We start from the raw sequence: 21,723 nt of genomic DNA, 5'->3' as shown, positions 1-21,723 counted from the left end.
CGCTGCTTTCTGCCTATCTTCAGCGTCATGAAACCCGAAGCGCTGCTCTATCCCACGCCGGCCGGTCTCTATTGCCCGGCTGGCGATTTTCATGTCGATCCCGTGCGCCCGGTGAAAAGGGCGCTGATCACCCATGGCCATTCCGACCATGCCCGCGCCGGCCACGGCGCCGTGCTCGCCACCCGCCAGACACTCGACATCATGGCCCTGCGCTATGGTACCGATTTTGCGGGTTCGACACAGGCGGCCGCGTGGGGGGAGGCGGTGGATCTCGGTGGCGTCAAGGTCCGCTTCCATCCGGCCGGCCATGTGCTGGGCTCGGCGCAGATCGCCATCGAAAAGGATGGTACCCGCATCGTCGTGTCCGGCGATTACAAGCGCGGCGTGGATGCCACCTGCGCGCCCTTCGAGCCGGTCGCCTGCGATGTCTTCATCACCGAAGCCACCTTCGGCCTGCCGGTCTTCCATCACCCCGATCCGAAGGCGGAAACCCGCAAGCTGCTCACCTCGCTTGTCCAGTTTCCCGAGCGCACGCATCTCGTCGGCGCCTATGCGCTCGGCAAGGCGCAGCGGGTGATCCGGCTCATCCGCGACTGTGGTTATGACCGGCCGATCTACATCCACGGCGCGCTGGCCAGGCTCTGCGACTATTATCGCGCCGAGGGCATCGATCTCGGCGACTTGCGCCCGGCAACCGTCGAGAAGAAGGAACCGGGGGCCTTCCACGGGGCCATCGTCGTCGGTCCGCCCTCTGCCTTCCAGGACCGCTGGGCGCGCCGTTTCAACGAGCCGCTGATCGCCTTTGCCTCCGGCTGGATGATGGTGCGCCAGCGCGCCAAGCAGGGCGGCGTGGAGCTGCCGCTCGTCATTTCCGACCATTGCGACTGGCCCGAACTTCTCGACACCATCCGCGAGATCGCCCCGCAGCAGGTCTGGGTCACGCATGGTCGCGAGGAAGCGCTGGTGCGCTGGTGCGAGCTTGCCGGCATCGCCGCCCGCCCGCTTCATCTGGTGGGCTACGAGGACGAGGGGGATTGAGGCTTTTTGCGGCCAGAGTGTTTTGACGCTGTAGGGTATCGTTTCGGTCTGACATTGCAAACCATAAAATATCTATTTGAATTCCTACGGACGTTAACTAAGCTTCACTCATTGATTGTCGGAAGGAATTTTGTTTTGCGAAGCAATTATTATGCGTTGGATGGTATGCGGGGTGCCGCGGCGCTCATGGTTGTCATTTTTCATATGGGCTTCTGGTTCCCCCAGGCGATCTTTCCGAAGGCATATCTGGCGGTTGACCTGTTTTTTTGCTTGAGCGGGTTTGTGATTGCTCATGCTTATTCTGGGAAGTTGAGTTCTGGGATGAAAGTTTCAGAATTTATTGCTTTGAGAATTGCGAGGCTTTATCCTCTTTATATTTTAGGAACATTGCTTGGTTTCTTTAGGCTTGCTGGGCAGATTTTTGTAAATCATCCAAATGCCCCATCTCCTTTTGCTTTTTTTGCTTCAATTATTCTTTCTTTTTTCATGCTGCCGTCATGGTCTCCGCGTTTCGATCTCTATCCTGCTAACACGGTGGCATGGTCACTCGTGTTCGAGTTGCTTGTAAATGCTGCATACGCTTTTTGTTTTCCGTTTCTTACCACCAGACGTATGATTCAAATAGCCGTAGTGTCAGGTGCGGGGCTGCTGTTGTTCGGTACGTTGAACGGTGATTTTGAAATGGGACCTTTCTGGAGTGATTTTGTAGGGACATGCTTTCGGACTGTTTTCTCGTTTTCCATGGGACTTATTGTCTATCGTTTTCGTGATGACTGTCCTCTTAAAGTACCGGCGCCAGCTCTATTGATATTGGTTGTTGCTGCTCTGGCTGTGCCGTTTCATGGGGCGGTGTGGTATGATGCAATCTTCTGTGCTGTCATTTCCCCGATTTTGGTATGGTGCGGTGCTGGAGCAGGAACAGAGTCCGCAAAGCATAAGGTTTCTTCATTCCTCGGATATGTATCTTATCCTATTTATATGATTCATACACCTTTTGTGAGCGCAGTCGGAAACTTCAAATATAAATTTGATTTTAATATTTATGCTTTGGCTATTTTAATAATAATTTTTATTGTAATTCTTTCTTATTTGGTGGGAAAATTCTACGACGAGCCAATGAGAAGGCGATTGTTAATGTGGGTTCGGGGCGCATTCGTGTCTCAGGAAAGAATGTCCTTGTGATTGGATGAGTGGGGACATCGTGTGAGCATTTCCAGCGAAATTGGGTATGGGTTCTCTTGTCCGCAATTGCGTGAAAGCAAAGAGTGTAGGGGATTTTAAGCTGCTTTTGTGCCGTAAACGCTCCAAGTACACTCAAAAGACGCCTTGCGGTGTGGCGCGCGTGCTCCATGTCAGATGATGAATGAAAGCCTTCGCCACACTCCTCGATCGTCTCGTGCTCACCCCGTCGCGCAACGGCAAGCTGACGCTGCTCGTCGATTATTTCCGCACCACGCCCGATCCCGACCGTGGCTATGGGCTGGCGGCGCTCGCCGGCACGCTCGATCTGAAGGGCGTCAAGCCGGCGCTCCTCAAGGAACTGGCGCTGGAGCGGCTGGATCCCGTCCTCTTCCAGTATTCCTATGACTATGTCGGCGATCTTGCCGAAACCATCGCGCTGATCTGGGATGGCGGGGCGAAGGAGCGGGTGGCGGCGGAAAGCCAGCCGCGGCTCGGCGAGGTCGTCACGCGCATGAACAGTCTCGGCCGCACGGAGGTGCGCGCCGCCGTGCGTGAGCTGCTCGATCATCTCGATCATTCGAGCCGCTTTGCCTTCCTGAAGCTTGCGACCGGCGGCCTGCGCATTGGCGTTTCGGCCCGCCTTGCCAAGCAGGCGCTTTCGGAGATGAGCGGCCCCGCTGGAGAGGGCAGGGACGTCACCGAGATCGAAACGCTCTGGCACGGGCTGGCGCCACCCTATCAGCCGCTGTTTGCCTGGCTGGAGGGGCGGGCGGAGAAGCCGGTGCTGGCAACGCCGGCCATCTTCCACTCGGTCATGCTCGCCAATCCGGTCGAGGCGGGGGATCTCGACAAGCTCGACCCTCGGGATTATGCGGCGGAATGGAAATGGGATGGCATCCGCGTGCAGATCTCCTCCTTCGGGACCACGCGAAAACTCTATTCGCGCTCCGGCGACGATATTTCCGGTGCCTTTCCCGATGTGATCGACGCGATCGGCTTCGAAGGCGTCATCGATGGCGAATTGCTGGTCGGCGGCACGGCCCGGTCGAACAGCGCCACCCGCAGCTTTTCCGACTTGCAGCAGCGGCTGAACCGCAAGACGGTGAATGCAAGGCTGGTGCAGGATTATCCGGCCTTCGTGCGCGCCTATGACCTCCTGTTCGAAGGCGACGACGACCGGCGCGCCAGGACCTACCTGGAGCGGCGCGCGCGGCTGGAGGACCTGATCGACAGGGCCCCGCACGACCGCTTCGACCTTTCGCCGCTGGTGCCCTTCGCAGACTGGCAGGAACTTGATGCGCTGCGGCTGTCACCGCCCGATCCGGTCATCGAAGGGGTGATGATCAAGCGGCGGGACAGCGCCTATCAGGCGGGGCGCCTGAAAGGGCCGTGGTTCAAGTGGAAGCGCGAACCCTTCAACGTCGATGCGGTGATGATGTATGCGCAGCGCGGCCACGGCAAGCGCTCCAGCTATTATTCCGATTTCACCTTCGGCGTGTGGGCGGAAGGTCTCGACGGCGAGATGCTGGTGCCGGTCGGCAAGGCCTATTTCGGCTTCACCGATGCGGAACTGGAGACCCTCGACAAGTTCGTGCGCGACAATACGGTGGAGCGGTTCGGGCCGGTGCGGGCGGTGCGCGCCGAGCCGGGCTTCGGCTTCGTGCTGGAAGTGGCCTTCGAGGGGATCAACCGCTCGACGCGTCACAAGTCGGGCGTTGCGATGCGCTTTCCCCGCATTGCAAGGCTTCGGCCTGACAAGCTGCCGCGCGATGCCGACCGCCTCTCGACGCTCATCGCCCTGATCGACCAGAGGATCGACCAGAGGGCCGGCGAGGCCGGGGAGGGGCCGGCGTGAGCGCGACGCAAGCCCTGCGGTTGACCCGTCGTGGTGGCTCTGCGCCGCGTACGGCCGATCACGGCCGCCGATCCTGTTCGCTTGCAGCATTCAATTCTGCGTGACTGCAAGGTGTGATTGCGTGTTGAATCGGCTGGTCTCTGTTCCGTTTCGGGTCAGACGGCTGGCGGCAGCGGGGCAAAGCCGGCTCCGCCGGCGGCGAAACGCCTGATCACGGCTTCGGGATGGTCGTGTGACACCGGGGTGGACACCGGACGGGGGCTTGTCGGCGCCGCCGGCAGTGCTAGCTTTTGCTGTCATCAACAAACGCGGTCCCATTCATGCTGTTATCCCGCCGTTCGATGCTTGCCGGTCTTGCCGTCGCCTCCGTCAGCCCTGTTGCCGGTCGGGTTCAGGCTGCCGAGCCGCCACCCTTTCCCGTTCCGGAAGATCCGCCGCAGGAGCGGCGCGATTACGCAGAAGCGCGCAAGCATTTCCAGACCCGTCTGTTGCGGCGCGGCCCCTCTCCGGAGCTTGCGCCGCCGCTCGGTACGCCGGCCGGTGCGACGCGCGTGCTCTATCGCAGCGGTGAGCAGAAGGAACTGGAACTGATCGCCTGGGTTTCCGAGCATGCCCCCTCCAGGGAGCTGAAGCCCGCGGTTCTCTTCCTGCACGGTGGCAATGCCACCGGCGATGGCCACTGGCAGCTGATGAAGCCCTATGTCGAGGCGGGTTTCGTGGTGATGCTGCCGTCGTTTCGCGGTGAAAACGGCCAGATGGGCTATTATTCCGGTTTCTATGACGAGACCTCCGACGCGCTGGCCGCTGCCGAATATCTCGAGAACCTGCCGGGCGTCGATCGCGAGCGCCTGTTCCTGGCCGGCCACAGCAATGGTGGCACGCTGGCGCTGCTGGCAGCCATGACACGCCGTTTCCGCGCCGCCGTGCCGATGTCCGCCGGTGTCGATGCGTGGCGCTATTTCTCCCGCTACAGCGACGACATGCCCTTTGATGACCGCAATGCGGAAGAGTTCGTCATGCGCTCCTCCGTCTGCTTCGGTCACAGCCTGAAATGCCCGACGCTTCTCCTGCGCGGCACGGAAGAGCGTCCCTTCGACCGCAATCACCAGCTGACCATCGATCGCGCCCGGGCCGTGGGCGTTTCCATCGATCACCGCCTGCTGCCCGGCAGCCATAACGGCATGGTGCCCGGTGCGGTTGCGGAAAGCATCCGCTTCTTCCGCAGCTACGGCGCCTGACGATCGTGGTCTGCAGGCTGGTGCGAAAGCCTCGCGCCAGCCTGAAGCGGCACAGTTCGGCACGACGCCATCTGCCGGAAGACCCGCCATGTCCCGCACTGCCCAGATCTTCGCGCGCCTGTCTGCGCCCCTCTGCCTGATTGCCGTTGCCACAGGCCTTTCCGGCTGCATTCTGGTGACCGATACCAGCCGCATGAACCCGGACGTCTTCGTGCAGGAGACGGCGCCGGTCTTCTACAACATGGCCGGCGCCAGCCAGCCGCAGCCGCAGCCTCTGCCGGTGCGCAAGCAGCAGCCGATCCCGCAGAAGCGCGATCTCTACCAGACGCAGTTCCACCAGACCTATGGCGTGCCGATCAGCAATCCGGCCTTCCGCACCTATTATGCCAGCATGCAGGATGATGGCCACACCCTGCCTGCCATTCCCTATTCCCGCATCGACCAGCGCTATCTGCGCCAGGAGGTGGATTATCCGACCACCGAGGCGCCCGGCACCATCATCGTGGATACCAAGGCCCGTTTCCTTTATCTGGTAGAGGCCAACGGAAAGGCGCTGCGCTACGGCGTCGGCATCGGTCGCGACGGCTTTGCCTGGTCGGGTCGCGGCGTGATCCAGTGGAAGGCGAAGTGGCCGCGCTGGACCCCGCCGCAGGAGATGGTGGACCGGCAGCCGGAACTGGCGAAGTTTTCCGCAGCCGAGGGGGGTGCCATGCCGGGCCTCAATAACCCGCTCGGCGCCCGCGCGCTCTACATCTACAAGGATGGCAAGGACACCCTCTACCGCGTGCACGGCACGCCGGACTGGCAATCGGTCGGCAAGGCAACGTCCTCGGGCTGCGTGCGCATGCTGAACCAGGACGTGATCGACCTCTTCGACCGTGTCCCGGCCCGCACGCCGATTGTGGTGATCTGATCACACCTGCACGAGACCTGCCGCATTCAGAGGAACGGGCGCCGAATTGCGGCGCCCTTTACTTGTTTAAGCCATATTTAATGGAACAATCGTGCCCATCATTCGTTGATTTCCGTTCGTGTTCCCGCCGTTCCAGTGAAGAAGTTTTTCCGCTCCCATGACCACTGATCTTTTCAGCCGCCGCCGTCTGCTCAGTCTCCTGGCCGTCGGCACTGCCTCCACGCTTGCCAGTTGCGCCTCCTCCCGGCCGGGTCCCGCCGGTCTCAACATCACCTATCGCGATGGTGATGCAGGGCTTCCCTTCGTGCCGTCGCCGCCGATGCGCGGTCGTTCGCCGGAACTCGACGCCATCTATGGCGAGACGGTGGATGGCGGTTTCGTCATTCCCGCCGTTCCCTACTGGCAGATCGATCCGCGCTTCTATCGCCAGCGGGTGGTCGATCCGACCGGCCAGCCGCCGGGCACGGTGGTCGTCGATACCGCCTCGCGCTTCCTCTATCTTGTGGAGCCGGGTGGCACCGCCATGCGCTACGGTGTCGGCATCGGTCGCCAGGGCTTTGCCTGGCAGGGCGAGGGCGTCATCCAATGGCGCCAGAAGTGGCCGAAGTGGACGCCGCCGGATGAAATGGTGGCCCGCCAGCCGGAACTCGTGCGCTATTCCTCGGCCAATGGCGGCATGCAGCCGGGCCTGATGAACCCGCTTGGCGCGCGTGCGCTCTACATCTTCAAGAACGGCCAGGACACGCTCTACCGTCTGCACGGTTCGCCGGAATGGAATTCCATCGGAAAGGCCGTCTCCTCCGGCTGCGTGCGCCTGATGAACCAGGACATCATCGACCTTTACGAGCGCGTGCCGCAGAAGGCCCGTATCGTCGTCTGGCAATAACACCGAGGGTTTGACGTTTGACATGCGAAAGGCGCCCTATGGCTTCATGGGGCGCTTTTTTTGAGCATTTCCGGTGAAAACCGGATCCCCTGAAATGCTCTGTCTCTTTGTTTTCACGCAGTCCGGACGCAAAACCGCTGACGCACTTTTGGCTCGGACGTGCTCTAGCCGTCGCCCTGCACCACGGTGCAGGCGAAGCGGCTGGCTGTCAGCGCCTTGCAGGCGGATTGCGCTGCAGCGCGGTTCTGGAAGCCGGAGAAGCGGGCGCGGTGCAGCGGACCGGACGCGCTGCCGACTGTCTGCGTATAGGGCGTGATGCCGTTGAAACGACGATCGAGCGTCGGCATGGCACGCGACAGCAGGGAAATCGCCTCCGACTCGCTCGGCGTTGCCGCAATCTGCACCGCCCAGCCGTCATTGCTGGCCATGGCGAAGGGCATGTCAGCCGGAGGGTGATGGGGAATGGCGGCCCGCGGCGTCGGTGCGGAGACGGTGGGGGCATCCTCCATGGCGACCGGCTCGGCCACGATCGGCGCGGCCACGATCGGTGCTGCAGGTGTCGCCGGGGCGGCATAGGCGAGATCGCTGTTGCGGCTTTCGAGCGCCGCGAGCTTGCGGGCGACCGGATCGTGTCGGCGCGGCTCTACCGGTTGCGGCACGCCGCGTTCCGGCAGGTCGATGCTTTGCGCGACGGCGGCGGGTGCTGCGCCACGGCCGATGCCGGCGCGTGGCATGGCGGCGTCCAGAAGGGCTGCCATGCGGTCGTCACGGGCCCGCGCCGTGCGTCCGCCCATCACCACGCCGATCACCCGTTTGCCATCCTCGTTGACCGCGCTGACGATGTTGAAGCCGCTGGCGTTGATGTAGCCCGTCTTGATGCCGTCCATGCCGCGATAGCGGTACATCAGGTGATTATGACCGCTGATGGTCCGGCCGCGGAACGTGAAGGAACGGGTGGCGAAGATGCGGTATTCCTTCGGAAAGTCGCGCATCAGGGCAAGGCCCAGCGTCGCCATGTCGCGCGCGGTCGTCACCTGCCGGCTGTCGGGCAGGCCGGAGCCGTTGCGGAATGTGGTGCGGCTCATGCCGAGCTGGCGCGCCTTGCGCGTCATCGCCTGACCGAATTTTTCCTCAGAGCCGTAGAGGTGGTCGCCGATGCCTTCGGCGACGTCATTGGCGGATTTGACCGCCATGCCGTAGACGGCTTCGCGCACCGTATAGGTCTGGCCGGCGGGAATGCCGAGCTTGAAGGGAATGGTGCTTGCGCCATTGCGCGACATGACGATCTTCTGGTCCCAGGAAAGGCGCCCGTCGCGCAGCGCCTCGAAGGTCATGTAGAGCGTCATCATCTTGGTGAGCGAGGCCGGATGGTTCAGCGCATCGGCATTTTCCGCCGCCAGTACCCGGCCGGTATTGGCGTCCATGACGAAATGCGCGTAACCGGCCTGTGCCGGTGCTGCCGCAAGGCCGAGCAGAAGCGCCGCCATTCCCATCAGTATCGAAAAAGCCTGCGCGATCTTCGTCATTCCGGTCCCCGTTCGGATGAAGAATGCCATGCATAAGGCCGCTTTGCGGCAACAAAGTCGTTCGAATTTTAGAGAATGTTGACAGACTTAACGAAGGGTGAAGGTCGCGCGGCAGCCTGTGCCGCGATGATGCAGCGCGCCAGCTTTTGCCGCTAGGCAGCCCGGCGCCGTCTCTTTTGACCTGCGCGACTCGGGCGGCGGCATCCGCTCCGCCGCCCCGATCAGCCTTGCGCGGCCACAGTCATGTGGCCCCCTGATGGCTCAGACGAACTGCGACAGGCCCGGAACGGAGCCGACCACCTCGTCCACGGTCTCGGAGCCGGCATGTTCGCGGGCAACGGCAATGGTTTCGCGGGCAAGCGCGGTGATTTCACCCATGCCGAGGCCGAGCGACATCAGCTGCTGGCCGAGCGCCATCACGCCACCGCCGAAGGCCGACATCAGGCCGCCGAGCAGGCCGCCGCCACCTGTGCCTTCGCCGTTGAATTTCGCCACCAGTTCGGGCGCGCCGGGAATCGCCTCGATCATGCGGGCAACGGCGCCGTCATCGGCCTCGCGCTGCAGAAAGCCCAGCATCATGCCCACGGCCTTTTCCGCAGTATCCGGCGCAATGCCCACATTGTCCGCTACGCGGGTGACCAGCTCGTTCATCAAACTCTCCTCAGGTTTTTGACGTTAACGTCAAGGTAAATAAAACCCCGGTGCGATGCAAGCCGTCTGCGACGTCTGGCGGTCGCATGGATGGCGAAGGAAGAAGAGGCAACGGGGCGCTTGCGGCGCCTGTCGCCGGGGCCGCGTTGCCCGACGGCACGCCACATCCTATACATCAGCACAGGGACATCAAAAGACACGGGATGACAAGGGAGACCTGTTCAATGCACGAGGCGGGAAAGCTCTTCATCGGCGCAAGCCGCCACCCGGACGACCGGCTGAAGAAGCCGGAATATCTTCAGCTGTCGCTCGCCAACCGTCACGGTCTCGTCACCGGCGCCACCGGCACTGGCAAGACGGTGACGCTGCAGATGCTGGCGGAAGGCTTTTCCGCGGCCGGCGTGCCGGTGTTCTGCTCCGACATCAAGGGCGATCTCTCAGGCATCGCCGCCCTGGGAGAGCCGAAGGATTTTCTGCTGAAGCGGGCGGAGGAGATCCGCTTTGCAGACTATGACAATGCCGCCTTCCCGGTGATCTTCTGGGATCTCTATGGCGAGAAGGGTCACCGGGTGCGCGCCACCATTGCCGAGATGGGGCCACTGCTTCTCGCCCGGCTGATGGATGCGACGGAGGCCCAGGAGGGCGTGCTGAACATCGCCTTCAAGATTGCCGACGAGGGCGGCCTGCCGCTGCTCGACCTCAAGGACCTGCAGGCGCTGCTGACCTACATGGCCGGGCAGGCGGCCGCGATTTCCGAGCGTTTTGGCTTCGTCTCCAAGGCCTCGATCGGCGCGCTGCAGCGCGGCCTGCTGGTGCTGGAGGAGCAGGGGGCCGAGCATTTTTTTGGCGAGCCGGCGCTTCAAATCACCGACATCATGCGCACGGCCCCCGACGGGCGCGGCGTGATTTCCGTGCTGGCCGCCGACCGGCTGATGATGAATCCCCGTCTCTACGCCACCTTCCTGCTCTGGCTGCTGTCCGAACTGTTCGAGGCGCTGCCGGAAGTCGGTGATCCCGAAAAACCGAAACTCGTCTTCTTCTTCGACGAGGCGCATCTTCTGTTTTCCGAGGCGCCGAAGGTGCTGCTGGAGCGGGTGGAGCAGGTGGTGCGCCTCATCCGCTCCAAGGGGGTGGGCATCTATTTCATCACCCAGAACCCGCTCGACGTGCCGGAAACGGTGCTCGCCCAGCTTGGCAACCGGGTGCAGCATGCGCTGCGCGCCTATAGCCCGCGCGAGCAGAAGGCGGTGAGAACCGCTGCCGAAACCTTTCGCCCCAATCCCGACTTTCGCACGGAGGAGGCGATCACCCTGCTGGCCACCGGCGAGGCGCTGGTGTCAACCCTCGAAGGCAAGGGCGCGCCCTCGGTGGTGGAGCGCACGCTGATCCGCCCGCCCGCCGCCCGCATCGGCCCGCTCTCGGACGAGGAGCGCCGTCAGGTGATGGCGCAAAGCCCGGTCGCCGGTCACTACGATACCGATCTCGACCGTGAATCTGCCTTCGAGATCCTGATGGCCCGCGCCGGAAAATCCGTCGATGCTACGCCCGCCACCGCGTCGAACCCGGAACAATCCCCTTCCCCCTGGGGAGGTACCCGTGACGCGCCATCGTCCGAGAGTGCCGCTGGTCGCTGGAAACTGCCGGGCTTCGATCCCGCAGAGGAGGAGGCTGCGGAACGGCAACGCAGCCCGCGCGGCACCCGTTCCACCGGCTATCAGCGCGAAACCGTGCTGGAAGCCGCGATGAAAAGCGCCGCCCGCTCCGTCGCAAGCCAGGTCGCCAACCAGCTCGGCCGCGCGCTGGTGCGGGGGATCCTGGGAAGCCTGAAGCGGTAGGGGGCTATCGGGCGAAACGGCCCCCTCCGTTTGTCGGGCGCCACTTCCGGGCATGGACGGCGATGACGCCCCCCTTTCGGTCGCGTCCTCGCCTCCGGTCATCCTCGTTTCAGCGTCTCAGCGCCGAACGATCCCGTTCATGAAAACATCCACCAGATGCGCGATCTGCTCCGGTCCTGATGGGTCCTGTTCGGTGGCAAGCGAGATGGCAGTCGCGACGCAGACGAGATCGTTGAAGCGGACATCCGGCCGAACGGCACCCTCCGTCTGCGCTCGCTGCAAAAGCCGGATACCTTCCGTGCTGGTGGCGAGACATCCCGGCGTTCCGATCTGGAGAACCGTTCCCAGAGAAGCGGCAAAACCGCGATAGACGTTCGAATAGCGGACGAGGTCTTCGAGATAGGCGCTAAGCGCGCTTGCAGGGTCGAGCGTGGCCGATCTGGCGCGGCTCGTCTCAGCACAGGCCTCGAAACGCGCGCTATAGGCCGCCGCCAGCAGGTCCTCGCGCGTCGGAAAGCGGCGATAGAGCGTGCCGATCCCGACGCCGGCGCGCCGGGCGACATCGTCCAGCGACACGCCGGCGCCGCGCTCCAGAAACACGTCCTCGGCGGCGGCCAGGATCCGCTCCCTGTTGAGTTTCGCATCGGCGCGCAAAGGGGTTTCGTCCGTCAAAAAATGCCTCTCCTCGTCACTTGCAAGTGGAGGATATCTCCACATATAAAGTGGAGCAATCCTCCACTTAAAACGGAAGCGAGACAGGCATGACGAAGCGATTTGAAAACAAGGTGGTGGTAATCACCGGCGGCACGGATGGGATCGGTCTGGCAACGGCCCGAGCATTTGCGGCGGAAGGCGCGCATGTCTACGTCACGGGGCGCCGGCAGGATCGTCTCGACGCGGCGCTTGGGGATATCGGCCAGGGTGCCGTCGGCGTGCAGGGCGATGTCAGCAATCCCGCCGATCTCGACCGGCTCTACGCCGCAATCCAGCAGGATCACGGGCGGGTGGACGTGGTGTTCGCCAATGCCGGCGTCTCGGAATCCGCACCGATTGGCGCCATCGATGAGGATCACATTGACCGCCTGTTCGCCATCAACGTCAAGGGAACGATCTTTACCGTGCAAAAGGCTCTGCCGCTGATGTCGGCCGGCGGTGCCGTGGTGCTGGCCGGGTCCGGGGCCGGCAGCAAGGGCTTCCCCAGCCTGTCCGTCTACAGCGCGACCAAGGCCGCGATCCGCTCCTTCGCCCGCACCTGGACGACCGATCTCAAGAGCCGTGGCATTCGTGTCAACACCGTGTCCGCCGGCATGGCGCTGACGCCGGCCATGCAGACCTATCTCCAGAACAATGCTGGTCTCGAGGACTGGATGAAGCAGATGATTCCGTTCGGACGGCTTGGCGAACCGGACGAGATCGCCAAGGCGGTGCTGTTCCTCGCCTCGCAGGACAGCAGCTTCGTGGGCGGCGAGGAACTGCTGGTCGATGGCGGCTTCGTGGCCGTCTGAGGAGCGCACGGGCCGGGTGGGGGCCCTGATGTCCACCGCGAGGATGGCCTCTGCGTCAACATGGCCGATGTCGTCGGCCGTCGTTTGGCGCTAGTGCTGCTTGACAATAGACAAGATCGAGTACGCCCGTGAATACATCCGATATCTGGGACTGGTTCCCTTACGTCTTCTTCCCCTTGAAGATTCTCGTGCTGGGCGTGGGCATGTTCTATGCCATCAAGTGGCATCACGATCAGGAAAAGAAGAAGAACGAAACCAGCGGGTCGTAACCGCCCGCAGAAGGCAGACGCGCCGCAAGGGCGGCGCGCCTTGCCGCAAGAAACTTACCGCTTGCGCACGAATTCCGTGCGCAGCACCAGCCCCTTGATGGTGTCGTGCCGGCAGTCGATTTCTTCCGGGTTGTCGGTGAGGCGGATCGAGCGGATGACGGTGCCCTGTTTCAGGGTCTGGCCGGCGCCCTTCACCTTGAGGTCCTTGATCAGCACGACGGAATCGCCATCCGCCAGCACATTGCCGGAGGCATCGCGCACTTCGGAAGCCTTGGCCGCTTCGGCCTTCAGCTCGGAGGCCGGGCGCCATTCGCCGCTCGCTTCGTCATAGATGTATTCGTCGTCATCGGCGCTCATGGCGTTCTTCCTTGCTGGTGTTTCAGGCGCCATAGGCCTTGCCGGCCCGGAAGTCAAAGCGGTGCGCCATGCTCGGCCGCCCGATGTTCCGCCAAAAGCGTGTCGATGACGAGCAGTGCGCCCTGATGGGCTGCGCCATCGTCCGTATCCGGCTTGTCGAGCGCCAGCAGCGCCTTCCACAGCGCCCAGCCACGGGCGCGGGCAAAGGTTGCCGCATCAAGGCCGATGCGGCTGCGAAACAGCGCGCGGCTTTCGCCGGCAAAGAAGGTCCAGGTCATCATCAGGTCCGAGGCGGGATCGCCGGTGCCGAGGCAGCCGAAATCGATCACGGCGGCCAGTTTTCCGTCGCGCAGCAGAAGATTGCCGGCCGAGACGTCGCCATGCACGAAGACGGGCGCCTGCTGCCAGCGGGAGGACAGGGCCGCCTGCCACAGGGCGGCAGCGGTTGCCCGGTCGTAGCGCCCGGCGGAGCGCGTCAGGCAGGCCTGCGTTTCGCCGTCATAGACGGAAAGATCGCCGCCACGGAAGAAATTGTGCGGTCCGGCGGGCGGTGCATCGGAGACCGGCACCCGGTGCAGTGCGAGCAGCCAGTCGGCAAGGTCCCCGGCCAGCGCCGTGCGGTCGACGGCGGACGAGGCCGCAACGCTTTTTCCGGGAATGAAGCTCTGGACCACCCAGGGAAAGGGATAGTCTTCGCCCGGCCGGCCAATTGCCAGCGGCACCGGCAGCTCGTGCGCGACACTTTCCGGCAGGTGGGCTGCGATATGCGGCAGCCAGCGGGCCTCCTTCTCGCCCTGCGCGGCATAGCGGATGGCGGTCGGCATGCGGATCTTCATCGCATCGCCCAGACGGAAGGTGCAATTGTCCCAGCCGTTGAGGTCGACCGGGCGCACGGGAAGATCTTCCCATTGCGGAAACTGCGCCGCCACCAGCGCCGCTGCCGTTTCCACCGGAATGTGCAGCCGGTCGTCGCCGGTCTTGTCCTTTTCAGCCATCCTGCTCTTGTCCCCTGCCTGCCTGTTGGCCCCGTCCAGGTCGCGACGCATGGCCATTCCCGGCTCGCTTACCCCTTCCCCTTTGCCGTTTGATGACGCCGGTTGCCGCAGCCGGGAAACGCTACCAGCGGTCGGACGGTTTTTGCATCTCGCGCCGACGCCTGGCACGATGCGCGCCATCCTGAAAGCCCGGCGGCTTGCGGGACACCCAGGCGACGAATTTGGCCATATCGGGATGGGCAAGCAGCGCCTCGACCGTGGAATAGGCCGTCTCCAGCTCGGCTTCGGAGAAGAGCGCATGGATCTGCTTGTGGCAGATGCGGTGCAGCGCCTGTGTGACGCGCCCGCCGCGGCTCTTCGGCACCAGATGATGCAGGTCCCGCTGGTCCTCCGGGATCTCACGTCCGCACAAGGGGCAGATCTCTGCCGCCGGCGGCTGATACCAGGGTGCGATCTTTTCCCGATGCTTGCGTGCCATGCCCGTTCCGGTGCGGAGCCTTTTCGGAAAAGATAGGCGTGCGCAGACGGCGGGGGAAGGGGCTATTCCACCAAAAGCCGCGCGCCCGCGCCGTCTTCGCCCAGCCGGTCGGCGGCGTTGCGCAGCGGGCACTGGTCGAGCGACAGGCAGCCACAGCCGATGCAGCCGGTCAGGTCGTCGCGCAGGCGGGTCAGTTGGCGGATACGTTCGGAGAGCAGGTCGCGCCAGCCGGCGGACAGTCTCGCCCAGTCCTTTGCCGTCGGCGTGCGGGCCTCGGGCAGGGTGGCAAAGGCCTGTTCGATCTCCCGGAGGCTGAGGCCGGCGGCCTGTGCCACGCGGATCACCGCGATGCGGCGCAGCACGTCGCGGCCGTAGCGCCGGTGGCCGCTCGGCGTGCGCTGGCTGCGGATCAGCCCTTCCGCCTCGTAGAAATGCAGGGCGGACACGGCAACGCCCGCGCGCCGCGCCACCTCGCCCACCGAAAGCTCGCGCCGCACGGCACGTCCTGCCGATTGTGCCTTGACCTCAACCATGCTCGAGGTTCTACAGGCTCTCTCCGGTCGAGAAAAGATGAAAAGGATCGGAGAGGGTCATGGATCAGATGTCGGGAGGAGCAAAGCAGATGGCAGACGAAAGGACAGCGCCGAGCGTGGCGGCGGATGACGCGCTGACGGCTGTCGCGGAACGGCCCGAATCTGCGGACACCGCCACCGGCTGGCCGGCGCTGCTCGCCGCCCCCTATGGGTTGCGGCTGATGGCAGTGTCCGCCGGCATCGGCCTGCATGCCTTCAACGAGGTGGCGATTGCCCCGGTGCTGCCGCTCGCCATGGAGGCGCTCGGCGGCGTGACGCTGCTGCCCTTGATCTATGCGGCCTTCTTCACGCTGGTGATTGCCGGCGGCCTGTCGGCTGCGCCGCTGCGCCGCCGGTTTGGCGCGCGCCGGGCCCTGATGCTGGCCGGGCTTCTCTATTGCGCGGGCATTTTGCTGCAGGTCTCCGCCCCCTCCGCGCCGCTGCTTCTGGCCGGCCGGGCCGTACAGGGGCTGGCGGATGGCTGGATCGTGGCGCTCTGCTACACGCTGATTGCCGATCTCTTCCCCTCGCGCCTGGTGCCGCGCGTCTTTTCCACCGAGGCCGTGGTCTGGGCCATGGCGGCGATCCTCGGTCCCTTTGCCGGCGGGCTGGTGGTTCAGCATCTCGGCTGGCGGCCGGCCTTTGCGGTCAGCCTGCCGCTTCTGGCGCTGTTCTTCCTCGCCATGCCCTTTGCGCTACCGCGCGACGGGCGGGCAAAGGTGCCGATCGTGCCGCATCGCCTGCTGCCGCCACGGCTGTTCGGCTTCTCCTCCACTGTCGGGCGCGGCAGCTGGCTGCTGTTGCTGATGACGGGCGGCCAGTGCGTGTCCACCGTCTTCCTCGCCTATACGCTGCATCACCGCCTGCAGCTCTCACCGGTCGAGGTGGGGCTGGTGCTGATCACGCTCTCGCTGAGCTGGAGCGTCACGGCGATCCCGATCGGTGGCATCCGCACGGTCGAGCGGCGGCAGGCCATTCTGCGCATCGGCCCGCTGTCGCAGGTGCTGGGCGCCGCTTTGGTGGCGAACGGTCTCTATTTCGGGTTTTTGCCGCTGGTGCTGGCCGGGCAGGCGCTGAACGGCGCGGCCTTTGCCATGGTGTTCGGCAGCGCCAGCCAGGCGATCATCGAGGATGCCGATCCCGAACACCGCATGACGACGAGCGCGCTGCTGCCGTCGGTGGAAACCGGCGGCTATGTGATCGGCGCCAGCTTTCTCGGCGGCATCGGCCCGCTGTTCAACCTGCCGGCGCGGCTTGCGGCAGAACCGCCGGCGCCGCAGATCTTTGCCCTGTGGGGCGTCACCATGCTGATGGCAGCCGTTTCGCTTGTCGCGGCGCGCGGCGTGCGGCTGAAGCCGCCGGGCGCCGGACCGTGATCGGGTAAAGGGCGGTGCTCAGGCTGCGCCCACCAGCGCGAAATAGGCGCCCTGCGGGTCTGTGGCCTGTACGATCTGGCTGCCGCCCGGCACCTCCTGCGGGCCGAACACCACCGTTCCGCCGCCGGCCTTGATCCGCTCGATGGCCGCGCTGATCGAGGCGACGGTGATATAGTAGGACCAGCAGGCGACCGGCACGCTTTGCGGCCGCGTCATCATGCCGCCGATCGGCCGGCCGTGATGGGCAAAGATCAGGTAATCGCCCATCTCGCCCATCGGCATTGCGTGATCCAGCCTCCAGCCGAACAGCTTTTCGTAGAAGGCGAGCGCCTCGCGCCCGTCATTGGCATAAAGCTCGTTCCAGCCGAAGGTGCCGGGGCTGCCGGGGGCTGCCATCGGTGGCGGATTGTCCATCGGCAGCGGCGTCATGATGCACAGAACCGCACCGTGCGGATCGGCCACCACCGCCATGCGCCCGACGCCCGGAACGTCGAAGGGCGGCTTCATCACCGACCCACCCTCGGCCTCGAATGTCCGGACCGTCTCGTCCACGTCGTCGACGCCGACATAACCCGTCCAGTTCGGCGGCACCTGGCCCTTCATATCCGGCGGAATGACCATGTAGCCCGCCACGCCACAATCCGCGTCACCGGCGCGGGTGTCGAAGATTCCGTATTCTTCGCCCTCCATGCCGGGCATCGGCATGGTCTTCGTCGTCCAGCCGGTCACGGCGGTGTAAAAGGCGGCGGCCTTGTCCATGTCGCTGGTCATCAGCTCGCACCAGATGAAGGTGCCGTGGGTGGGAGAGGGCATGGGCGGGGTCCTTGTTCGATGAGGTTGCGGGTCGCCCTGAGGGATAGCGCAAGGCCATCCGCGTTCGGGCACGAAGACGCGTGCGATGCCGTCAGGTCAGGCAAGGCGCCGGTAGTCGGCACGCATGAAACCGTGCCAGCCGCCATCCGGCTGGGCGGCGCTGGAGGTGAAGATGCGGCTGTTCTCGCCGGTCAGGATGATCTGCTCGCGATATCGCTGTGTGACGGCCGGATCGGAAAAACTCGGGCCCGTCGTGTAGAGGCTGAGCGTGGAGCCATCCTCGGAAAGCTCCCCGTCATAGACCCACATATGCTCCATCATCGTGCCGATCCAGCTGCCGAGATAGCGGCCGGTCGCGCTGTTGTGGCCAAGTGTCAGCAGCGTGGTGGCAGGCGTGCCGTCCGGCATGTTGCCGCGACCTTCCGCCACGAACCAGAGGCCGGAGAGCGAGCGCACCTCCTCGATCCAGTCGCTGCCATCGCTCATCTCTGCTGCGGAAACCTGCCAGCGACCGACCAGTTTCTGCAGGAAAGCGTGCTCGGCACGCGGCTGCGGCATGGGCATGTCCATGGGCGTTCTCCTCCCGTTGGCGCCTCGTGTCCCCGGTGTGTGGGCTGCGCTCAGTGGCAGCAGCCACCGGCCTTTGGCTGATCCTCGTATTCGTCGTGGCGGCGGATGAAATCCATCGTGCCCTTTTCGTTGCGTCCGAGCGGCGCCTGATCAAGGATCATCATCGTTGCCAGCATCTCCTCGCCGCCGCGGGCATAGGAGGAATAGGTGTGGAAGATCTGGTTCTGCCCGTCCCTGAAGAAGGCGGATTGACCGGGCAGTTCGTCATGCGCCTTGTCGCTCGGCGTGTCGCGGAAATTGTAGAAGACGGAGCCCTCCGCCAGTTGCGATGGCGTGAAGGACACGCCGAAATCGAAGTTGAAATCGCTGCCGAAGGAGGAGACCCAGGGAAAGCGCCAGCCCATGCGGCGCTTGTAGGCCTCGATCTTGTCGAGCGGCGCGCGCGACACGCAGACCAGCGTCACATCATGATGGTTGAGATGCGGCAGCGTGCCGTCCAGATGGTCGGCGAGGAAGGAGCAGCCGGGGCAGCCGGCCTCCCAGTCGGGGCCGAACATGAAGTGGTAGGTGATGAGCTGGCTGCGGCCATCGAACAGGTCGGCCAGCGATTGCTCGCCTGATGGGGTGTGGAAGCGATAATCCTTCTCCACCTTCACCCAGGGCAGGGCCAGCCGCGCGCGGTTCACCTGATCGCGCAGCCGCGTCATTTCCTTTTCCTGGACGAGCAGCGCCTGGCGGGCTGCAAGCCATTCCTCCCGCGAGACCACGGCATGATCCATCCCGTTCACGACCATCTTCATCCTCCCGATGGCTACGATCTTGACAATTAGGTTGATATCAACGTATATAAGTCATGTCAAATGAAAATGTGATTCCCTTTTCGGTTACGCTTGAAGTCCGGGATACCTGTCTGTGCCTGCATGTACAGCGTGCGGCCCGGGCGCTGGCCCGACGCTTCGATACCGCGTTGAGGCCGCTCGGTCTCACCAATGGCCAGTTCTCGCTGCTGATGTCGCTGAACCGGCCGCAACCCGCCACCATGGGGTCCGTTGCGCAGGTGCTGGACATGGATCGCACCACGCTGACGGCGGCGCTGAAGCCGCTTGAGCGGCGCGGACTGCTGGAAAGCGTTGCCGACCCGAAGGATGCCCGCAGCCGCCTGCTGCAACTGACGCCGGAGGGCAGGGCGCTTCTTTCGCGCGCCGTGCCGATCTGGCGCGATACCCATGCGCTGGTCGACGATCTGCTGGGCGAGGGCGGCCCCGCCCGTCTCAGGTCCGATCTGGCGGCGATCCGGTAGCATATCGCGCCGCAATGCGCGGGTCGGCGGCAAAATCCGCCAGCGAGAAGCCGAGCCGAAGGCGCGGGAAATCGCAGAGCGCCTGCACGTGCCCGGTCGAGAGGTGGATGCGCCAGCTCTGGCGTTCGGTCGGTTCCCGATGGGCAAAGGCGCCGGCATTCAGAAGCGCGATGTTCATGCCGCGCCCGGGGTCGCGGATCGAGCGATAGAGGATCGCATCGATCTCGGTCGCCCTTGCCGTCTCCGCCAGCGTCTGGCAGGCCGCGTAATCGGTCGGATGCTCGAGGGCCGCGCGGTCGCGCGCGAACGGCTCCCGGCTGAGGTCGAGCCCGCGCTCGGTCGCGATCCGGGCGGCAAAGGCCGTGTAATCCGCAGGGCTGGCGGGAAGCTGCGTGGCAGGCGATTCCGTGTAGAACAGCAGACGGTAGAAGGCCATTTCGGCAACGGCGGTGGTCACGCTGGCGGCGGCATAGAACACGCCCGGCGTGCGGCCGGCCCGGCGAAAGCGGGAGCCGTGCGGATAGACCGCGCCATAACGGAAGGGGGTGGCGAGCAGGTAATCCAGCCCGCGCGCCTCGGGCGGCAGTTGCGGCTTGGTCTCGTCCAGCAGGCTTTCCAGCAGTGCCTGTTCCTCGCTCGTCTCCACCAGCTTCATGGTCGAAACCTGATGCTGCGCCTCCACCAGCCGCCAGAACGCGCCGCGAACGGGCACGATCTCAGACAAGAGCGCGGCGGGCGTCCAGATAGGCAAGGACATCGATGAGACCTGCAATGGTGACGATCTTTTCCAGGGGAATGCTGCCGAGCGCGGTATTCTCGTTGCGCAGCCATGCCTTCGCCACCGTCTCGTCGCCGCCGGTGATGGCATCGAGCGAGCGGAACAGGCGGATGAAGAGAAGTGCGAGTTCGAAACTCTTCTCGCCCGGCGAAAGCCTGAGGTCGCCGCGCTTGAGGCGAGAGACGGAGGCTTCCGAAAGACCGAGAATGCCACCCAGCGTGCGGCCGTTGAGGTTGAGCCGGTCGGCTGCGCTCAGCACGGCCTTGCTGACCACGGCGCTTTCGGAAGCGCGATCGGGACGGGCGGGGAGCTGCAAGTTCATGGGCACTATCCTTTCATGTGAAAGAATATAGCATGAAATCCATTAAATGAAAGGGCCGCTTGCGCGACCCTTCCGTTTCGCCCCCCGTCCGGGGGATGGATATGGGATCCGAGGGATCAGGCAACCGAGACCGGAACTTCGGTCGAGGTGCGCATGGCGTGGCTGTAGGGGCACACGATATGGGCCTTGGCGACCAGGTCTTCGGCCTGGGCCTTGTCGAGGCCGGGGATGTTGACCAGCAGCGAGACCTCGATGCCGAAGCCGGTGCCGTCATCGCGCGGGCCGATGCCGACGGTGGCGGTGACCGTGGTATCTTCCGGGATCTTCACCTTGGCCTGGCCGGCCACGAATTTCAGGGCACCGAGGAAGCAGGCGGAATAGCCGGCCGCAAACAGCTGCTCGGGATTGGTGCCGGTGGCGCCGTCGCCGCCCAGTTCCTTCGGAACCGTCAGCGTGACGTCGAGGACGCCGTTTTCGGAATGGGCGCGGCCGGCGCGGCCGCCGGTGGCAGATGCCTTGGTGGTGTAGAGAATGGCCATGATCGTCTCCTTGGGTTGCGGTTCTGTTGACGTCTTCGGGTGTCTGCGAATGGCCGAGATTGAAGCGGCCTGAATTTAATATTGCGCAATTCAATTGCGTGCAATACATTTATGCGCATTGAAGTCCGGCGTCAAGCCTGCGACAATGGAAAAAATAGGACGATGTGCGATGAAATCAGGATCCGCCATGCCAGACAACGATCAAGCCGGCGAAACGATCCGCCTGGACCAGATGCTGTGTTTTGCGCTCTATGGCGCAGCGCATGCCTTTTCGCGCGCCTACAAGCCGCTTCTGGAGCCGCTTGGCCTCACCTATCCGCAATATCTGGTGATGATCAGCCTCTGGGAAAAGGACGGCCAGCCGGTGAAGGGGCTCGGCGAAGCGCTGGGGCTCGATTCCGGCACGCTCTCGCCGCTCCTGAAGCGGTTGGAGCAGGCGGGCCTCGTGACCCGCACCCGCGCGCGCAGCGACGAGCGTCAGGTCAACATCACGCTGACGCAAAAGGGCAGGGCGCTTGAGGCTGATGCGGCCGGCGTCACGTCCGCCATTGCCGGCGCCACCGGCTGCGGGCTGGACGAGATCGTGTCCCTGCGCGACCGGCTGCAGGATCTCAGGCTGCGGCTGGTGGAGGCCGGCGAGCGGCTCGATTCCGCTCCGGCGTGACCGGCAGGACCTTGCGCATGCGGCAGGCGACGGCTATCCCCGGTTCTGCAGTCATGGCTGC

25 protein-coding genes are annotated in these 21,723 nt (G+C 64.1%); 12 read left to right on the top strand and 13 right to left on the bottom strand.

Going from position 1 to position 21,723, the window contains the following annotated elements:
- The first annotated feature begins 27 nt into the window (after window positions 1-27).
- The 6 genes from F3H95_RS02235 to F3H95_RS02210 all read left to right on the top strand — a co-directional run bounded on the left by F3H95_RS02235 (window position 28) and on the right by F3H95_RS02210 (window position 7,112).
- Complete coding sequence (locus F3H95_RS02235) at window positions 28-1,038, top strand: ligase-associated DNA damage response exonuclease (protein WP_188134270.1); 1,011 nt, start codon at window positions 28-30, stop codon at window positions 1,036-1,038.
- Window positions 1,039-1,173: 135 nt separating this feature from the next.
- Window positions 1,174-2,220, top strand: a complete 1,047-nt coding sequence (locus tag F3H95_RS02230) for an acyltransferase (RefSeq protein ID WP_149744774.1) — start codon at window positions 1,174-1,176, stop codon at window positions 2,218-2,220.
- Window positions 2,221-2,401: 181 nt separating this feature from the next.
- Window positions 2,402-4,075, top strand: a complete 1,674-nt coding sequence (locus F3H95_RS02225; protein WP_149744773.1) for a cisplatin damage response ATP-dependent DNA ligase — start codon at window positions 2,402-2,404, stop codon at window positions 4,073-4,075.
- A 320-nt stretch (window positions 4,076-4,395) separates the two neighbouring features.
- A complete protein-coding gene (locus F3H95_RS02220; RefSeq protein WP_149744772.1) occupies window positions 4,396-5,313 on the top strand; it encodes an alpha/beta fold hydrolase in 918 nt (305 codons plus the stop codon).
- A gap of 88 nt (window positions 5,314-5,401) precedes the next feature.
- Window positions 5,402-6,226 carry a L,D-transpeptidase gene (locus tag F3H95_RS02215; protein ID WP_149744771.1) on the top strand — a complete coding sequence of 275 codons (825 nt, stop codon included), beginning with the start codon at window positions 5,402-5,404 and terminating at the stop codon, window positions 6,224-6,226.
- A gap of 157 nt (window positions 6,227-6,383) precedes the next feature.
- Window positions 6,384-7,112, top strand: coding sequence for a L,D-transpeptidase (locus F3H95_RS02210; RefSeq protein ID WP_149744770.1), 729 nt, complete (start codon window positions 6,384-6,386; stop codon window positions 7,110-7,112).
- A gap of 164 nt (window positions 7,113-7,276) precedes the next feature.
- Here F3H95_RS02210 and F3H95_RS02205 read toward each other — a convergent pair whose 3' ends face one another.
- Together F3H95_RS02205 and F3H95_RS02200 are read right to left on the bottom strand one after the other, a co-directional pair.
- Window positions 7,277-8,638 carry a D-alanyl-D-alanine carboxypeptidase gene (locus F3H95_RS02205; protein WP_149744769.1) on the bottom strand — a complete coding sequence of 454 codons (1,362 nt, stop codon included), beginning with the start codon at window positions 8,636-8,638 and terminating at the stop codon, window positions 7,277-7,279.
- Between the two features lie 261 nt (window positions 8,639-8,899).
- On the bottom strand, window positions 8,900-9,289 hold the full coding sequence (locus F3H95_RS02200) for a hypothetical protein (protein ID WP_149744768.1): 390 nt from the start codon (window positions 9,287-9,289) through the stop codon (window positions 8,900-8,902).
- 224 nt (window positions 9,290-9,513) lie between these two features.
- Here F3H95_RS02200 and F3H95_RS02195 point away from each other — a divergent pair, with 224 nt between their 5' ends.
- Entirely contained in the window at window positions 9,514-11,124 is a 1,611-nt protein-coding gene (locus tag F3H95_RS02195) for a helicase HerA-like C-terminal domain-containing protein (protein ID WP_149744767.1), read from the top strand.
- Between the two features lie 117 nt (window positions 11,125-11,241).
- Here the strand turns inward: F3H95_RS02195 and F3H95_RS02190 are convergent, their stop codons facing one another.
- Entirely contained in the window at window positions 11,242-11,796 is a 555-nt protein-coding gene (locus F3H95_RS02190; protein WP_149744766.1) for a TetR/AcrR family transcriptional regulator, read from the bottom strand.
- Window positions 11,797-11,885: 89 nt separating this feature from the next.
- On the opposite strand from F3H95_RS02190, the gene F3H95_RS02185 reads away from it, so the two are divergent.
- A complete protein-coding gene (locus tag F3H95_RS02185) occupies window positions 11,886-12,629 on the top strand; it encodes a glucose 1-dehydrogenase (RefSeq protein WP_149744765.1) in 744 nt (247 codons plus the stop codon).
- A gap of 128 nt (window positions 12,630-12,757) precedes the next feature.
- Entirely contained in the window at window positions 12,758-12,898 is a 141-nt protein-coding gene (locus tag F3H95_RS27035) for a hypothetical protein (RefSeq protein ID WP_185969918.1), read from the top strand.
- A 54-nt stretch (window positions 12,899-12,952) separates the two neighbouring features.
- Here F3H95_RS27035 and F3H95_RS02180 read toward each other — a convergent pair whose 3' ends face one another.
- From F3H95_RS02180 to soxR, 4 genes are all read right to left on the bottom strand, one after another.
- Window positions 12,953-13,255: an alkylphosphonate utilization protein gene (locus F3H95_RS02180; protein ID WP_143126880.1), complete on the bottom strand. Its 303-nt coding sequence runs from the start codon at window positions 13,253-13,255 to the stop codon at window positions 12,953-12,955.
- A 53-nt stretch (window positions 13,256-13,308) separates the two neighbouring features.
- Window positions 13,309-14,250: an aminoglycoside phosphotransferase family protein gene (locus F3H95_RS02175; protein ID WP_149744764.1), complete on the bottom strand. Its 942-nt coding sequence runs from the start codon at window positions 14,248-14,250 to the stop codon at window positions 13,309-13,311.
- Window positions 14,251-14,371: 121 nt separating this feature from the next.
- A complete protein-coding gene (locus tag F3H95_RS02170; protein WP_149744763.1) occupies window positions 14,372-14,728 on the bottom strand; it encodes an HNH endonuclease signature motif containing protein in 357 nt (118 codons plus the stop codon).
- Between the two features lie 62 nt (window positions 14,729-14,790).
- Entirely contained in the window at window positions 14,791-15,261 is a 471-nt protein-coding gene (soxR, locus tag F3H95_RS02165; protein ID WP_143126883.1) for a redox-sensitive transcriptional activator SoxR, read from the bottom strand.
- A gap of 89 nt (window positions 15,262-15,350) precedes the next feature.
- On the opposite strand from soxR, the gene F3H95_RS02160 reads away from it, so the two are divergent.
- Window positions 15,351-16,676 carry an MFS transporter gene (locus tag F3H95_RS02160; protein WP_188134269.1) on the top strand — a complete coding sequence of 442 codons (1,326 nt, stop codon included), beginning with the start codon at window positions 15,351-15,353 and terminating at the stop codon, window positions 16,674-16,676.
- Window positions 16,677-16,694: 18 nt separating this feature from the next.
- On the opposite strand, the gene F3H95_RS02155 is transcribed toward F3H95_RS02160, so the two are convergent.
- The 3 genes from F3H95_RS02155 to F3H95_RS02145 form a co-directional block, all read right to left on the bottom strand.
- Complete coding sequence (locus F3H95_RS02155) at window positions 16,695-17,489, bottom strand: VOC family protein (RefSeq protein WP_149744761.1); 795 nt, start codon at window positions 17,487-17,489, stop codon at window positions 16,695-16,697.
- Window positions 17,490-17,585: 96 nt separating this feature from the next.
- Window positions 17,586-18,053 carry a DUF1579 domain-containing protein gene (locus F3H95_RS02150; protein ID WP_149745087.1) on the bottom strand — a complete coding sequence of 156 codons (468 nt, stop codon included), beginning with the start codon at window positions 18,051-18,053 and terminating at the stop codon, window positions 17,586-17,588.
- A gap of 56 nt (window positions 18,054-18,109) precedes the next feature.
- The gene (locus tag F3H95_RS02145) at window positions 18,110-18,838 is read right to left on the bottom strand and encodes a thioredoxin family protein (RefSeq protein ID WP_149745086.1); all 729 of its coding nucleotides are present in this window, start codon (window positions 18,836-18,838) and stop codon (window positions 18,110-18,112) included.
- A gap of 74 nt (window positions 18,839-18,912) precedes the next feature.
- On the opposite strand from F3H95_RS02145, the gene F3H95_RS02140 reads away from it, so the two are divergent.
- Complete coding sequence (locus F3H95_RS02140) at window positions 18,913-19,359, top strand: MarR family transcriptional regulator (protein WP_149744760.1); 447 nt, start codon at window positions 18,913-18,915, stop codon at window positions 19,357-19,359.
- On the opposite strand, the gene F3H95_RS02135 is transcribed toward F3H95_RS02140, so the two are convergent.
- The 3 genes from F3H95_RS02135 to F3H95_RS02125 all read right to left on the bottom strand — a co-directional run bounded on the left by F3H95_RS02135 (window position 19,331) and on the right by F3H95_RS02125 (window position 20,998).
- A complete protein-coding gene (locus F3H95_RS02135) occupies window positions 19,331-20,116 on the bottom strand; it encodes an RES family NAD+ phosphorylase (RefSeq protein WP_149744759.1) in 786 nt (261 codons plus the stop codon). The two genes, F3H95_RS02140 and F3H95_RS02135, sit on opposite strands and share 29 nt — an antisense overlap.
- On the bottom strand, window positions 20,076-20,459 hold the full coding sequence (locus F3H95_RS02130) for an MbcA/ParS/Xre antitoxin family protein (RefSeq protein ID WP_149744758.1): 384 nt from the start codon (window positions 20,457-20,459) through the stop codon (window positions 20,076-20,078). The genes F3H95_RS02135 and F3H95_RS02130 overlap by 41 nt, the downstream gene beginning before the upstream one ends.
- A 116-nt stretch (window positions 20,460-20,575) precedes the next feature.
- Window positions 20,576-20,998 (bottom strand): organic hydroperoxide resistance protein, encoded by a 423-nt coding sequence (locus F3H95_RS02125; protein ID WP_143126889.1) that lies wholly within the window; start codon window positions 20,996-20,998, stop codon window positions 20,576-20,578.
- A gap of 187 nt (window positions 20,999-21,185) precedes the next feature.
- Between F3H95_RS02125 and F3H95_RS02120 the strand changes: the two genes are divergently transcribed.
- The gene (locus tag F3H95_RS02120) at window positions 21,186-21,662 is read left to right on the top strand and encodes a MarR family transcriptional regulator (RefSeq protein ID WP_188134268.1); all 477 of its coding nucleotides are present in this window, start codon (window positions 21,186-21,188) and stop codon (window positions 21,660-21,662) included.
- The last annotated feature ends 61 nt before the right edge of the window (window positions 21,663-21,723 follow it).

The sequence above is a fragment of the Rhizobium sp. RU35A genome, from assembly GCF_900156005.1.
GTDB lineage: Bacteria > Pseudomonadota > Alphaproteobacteria > Rhizobiales > Rhizobiaceae > Neorhizobium > Neorhizobium straminoryzae.
Note: the sequence above shows the minus strand (reverse complement) of the source record. Positions and strands in the feature narration are given on the sequence as shown.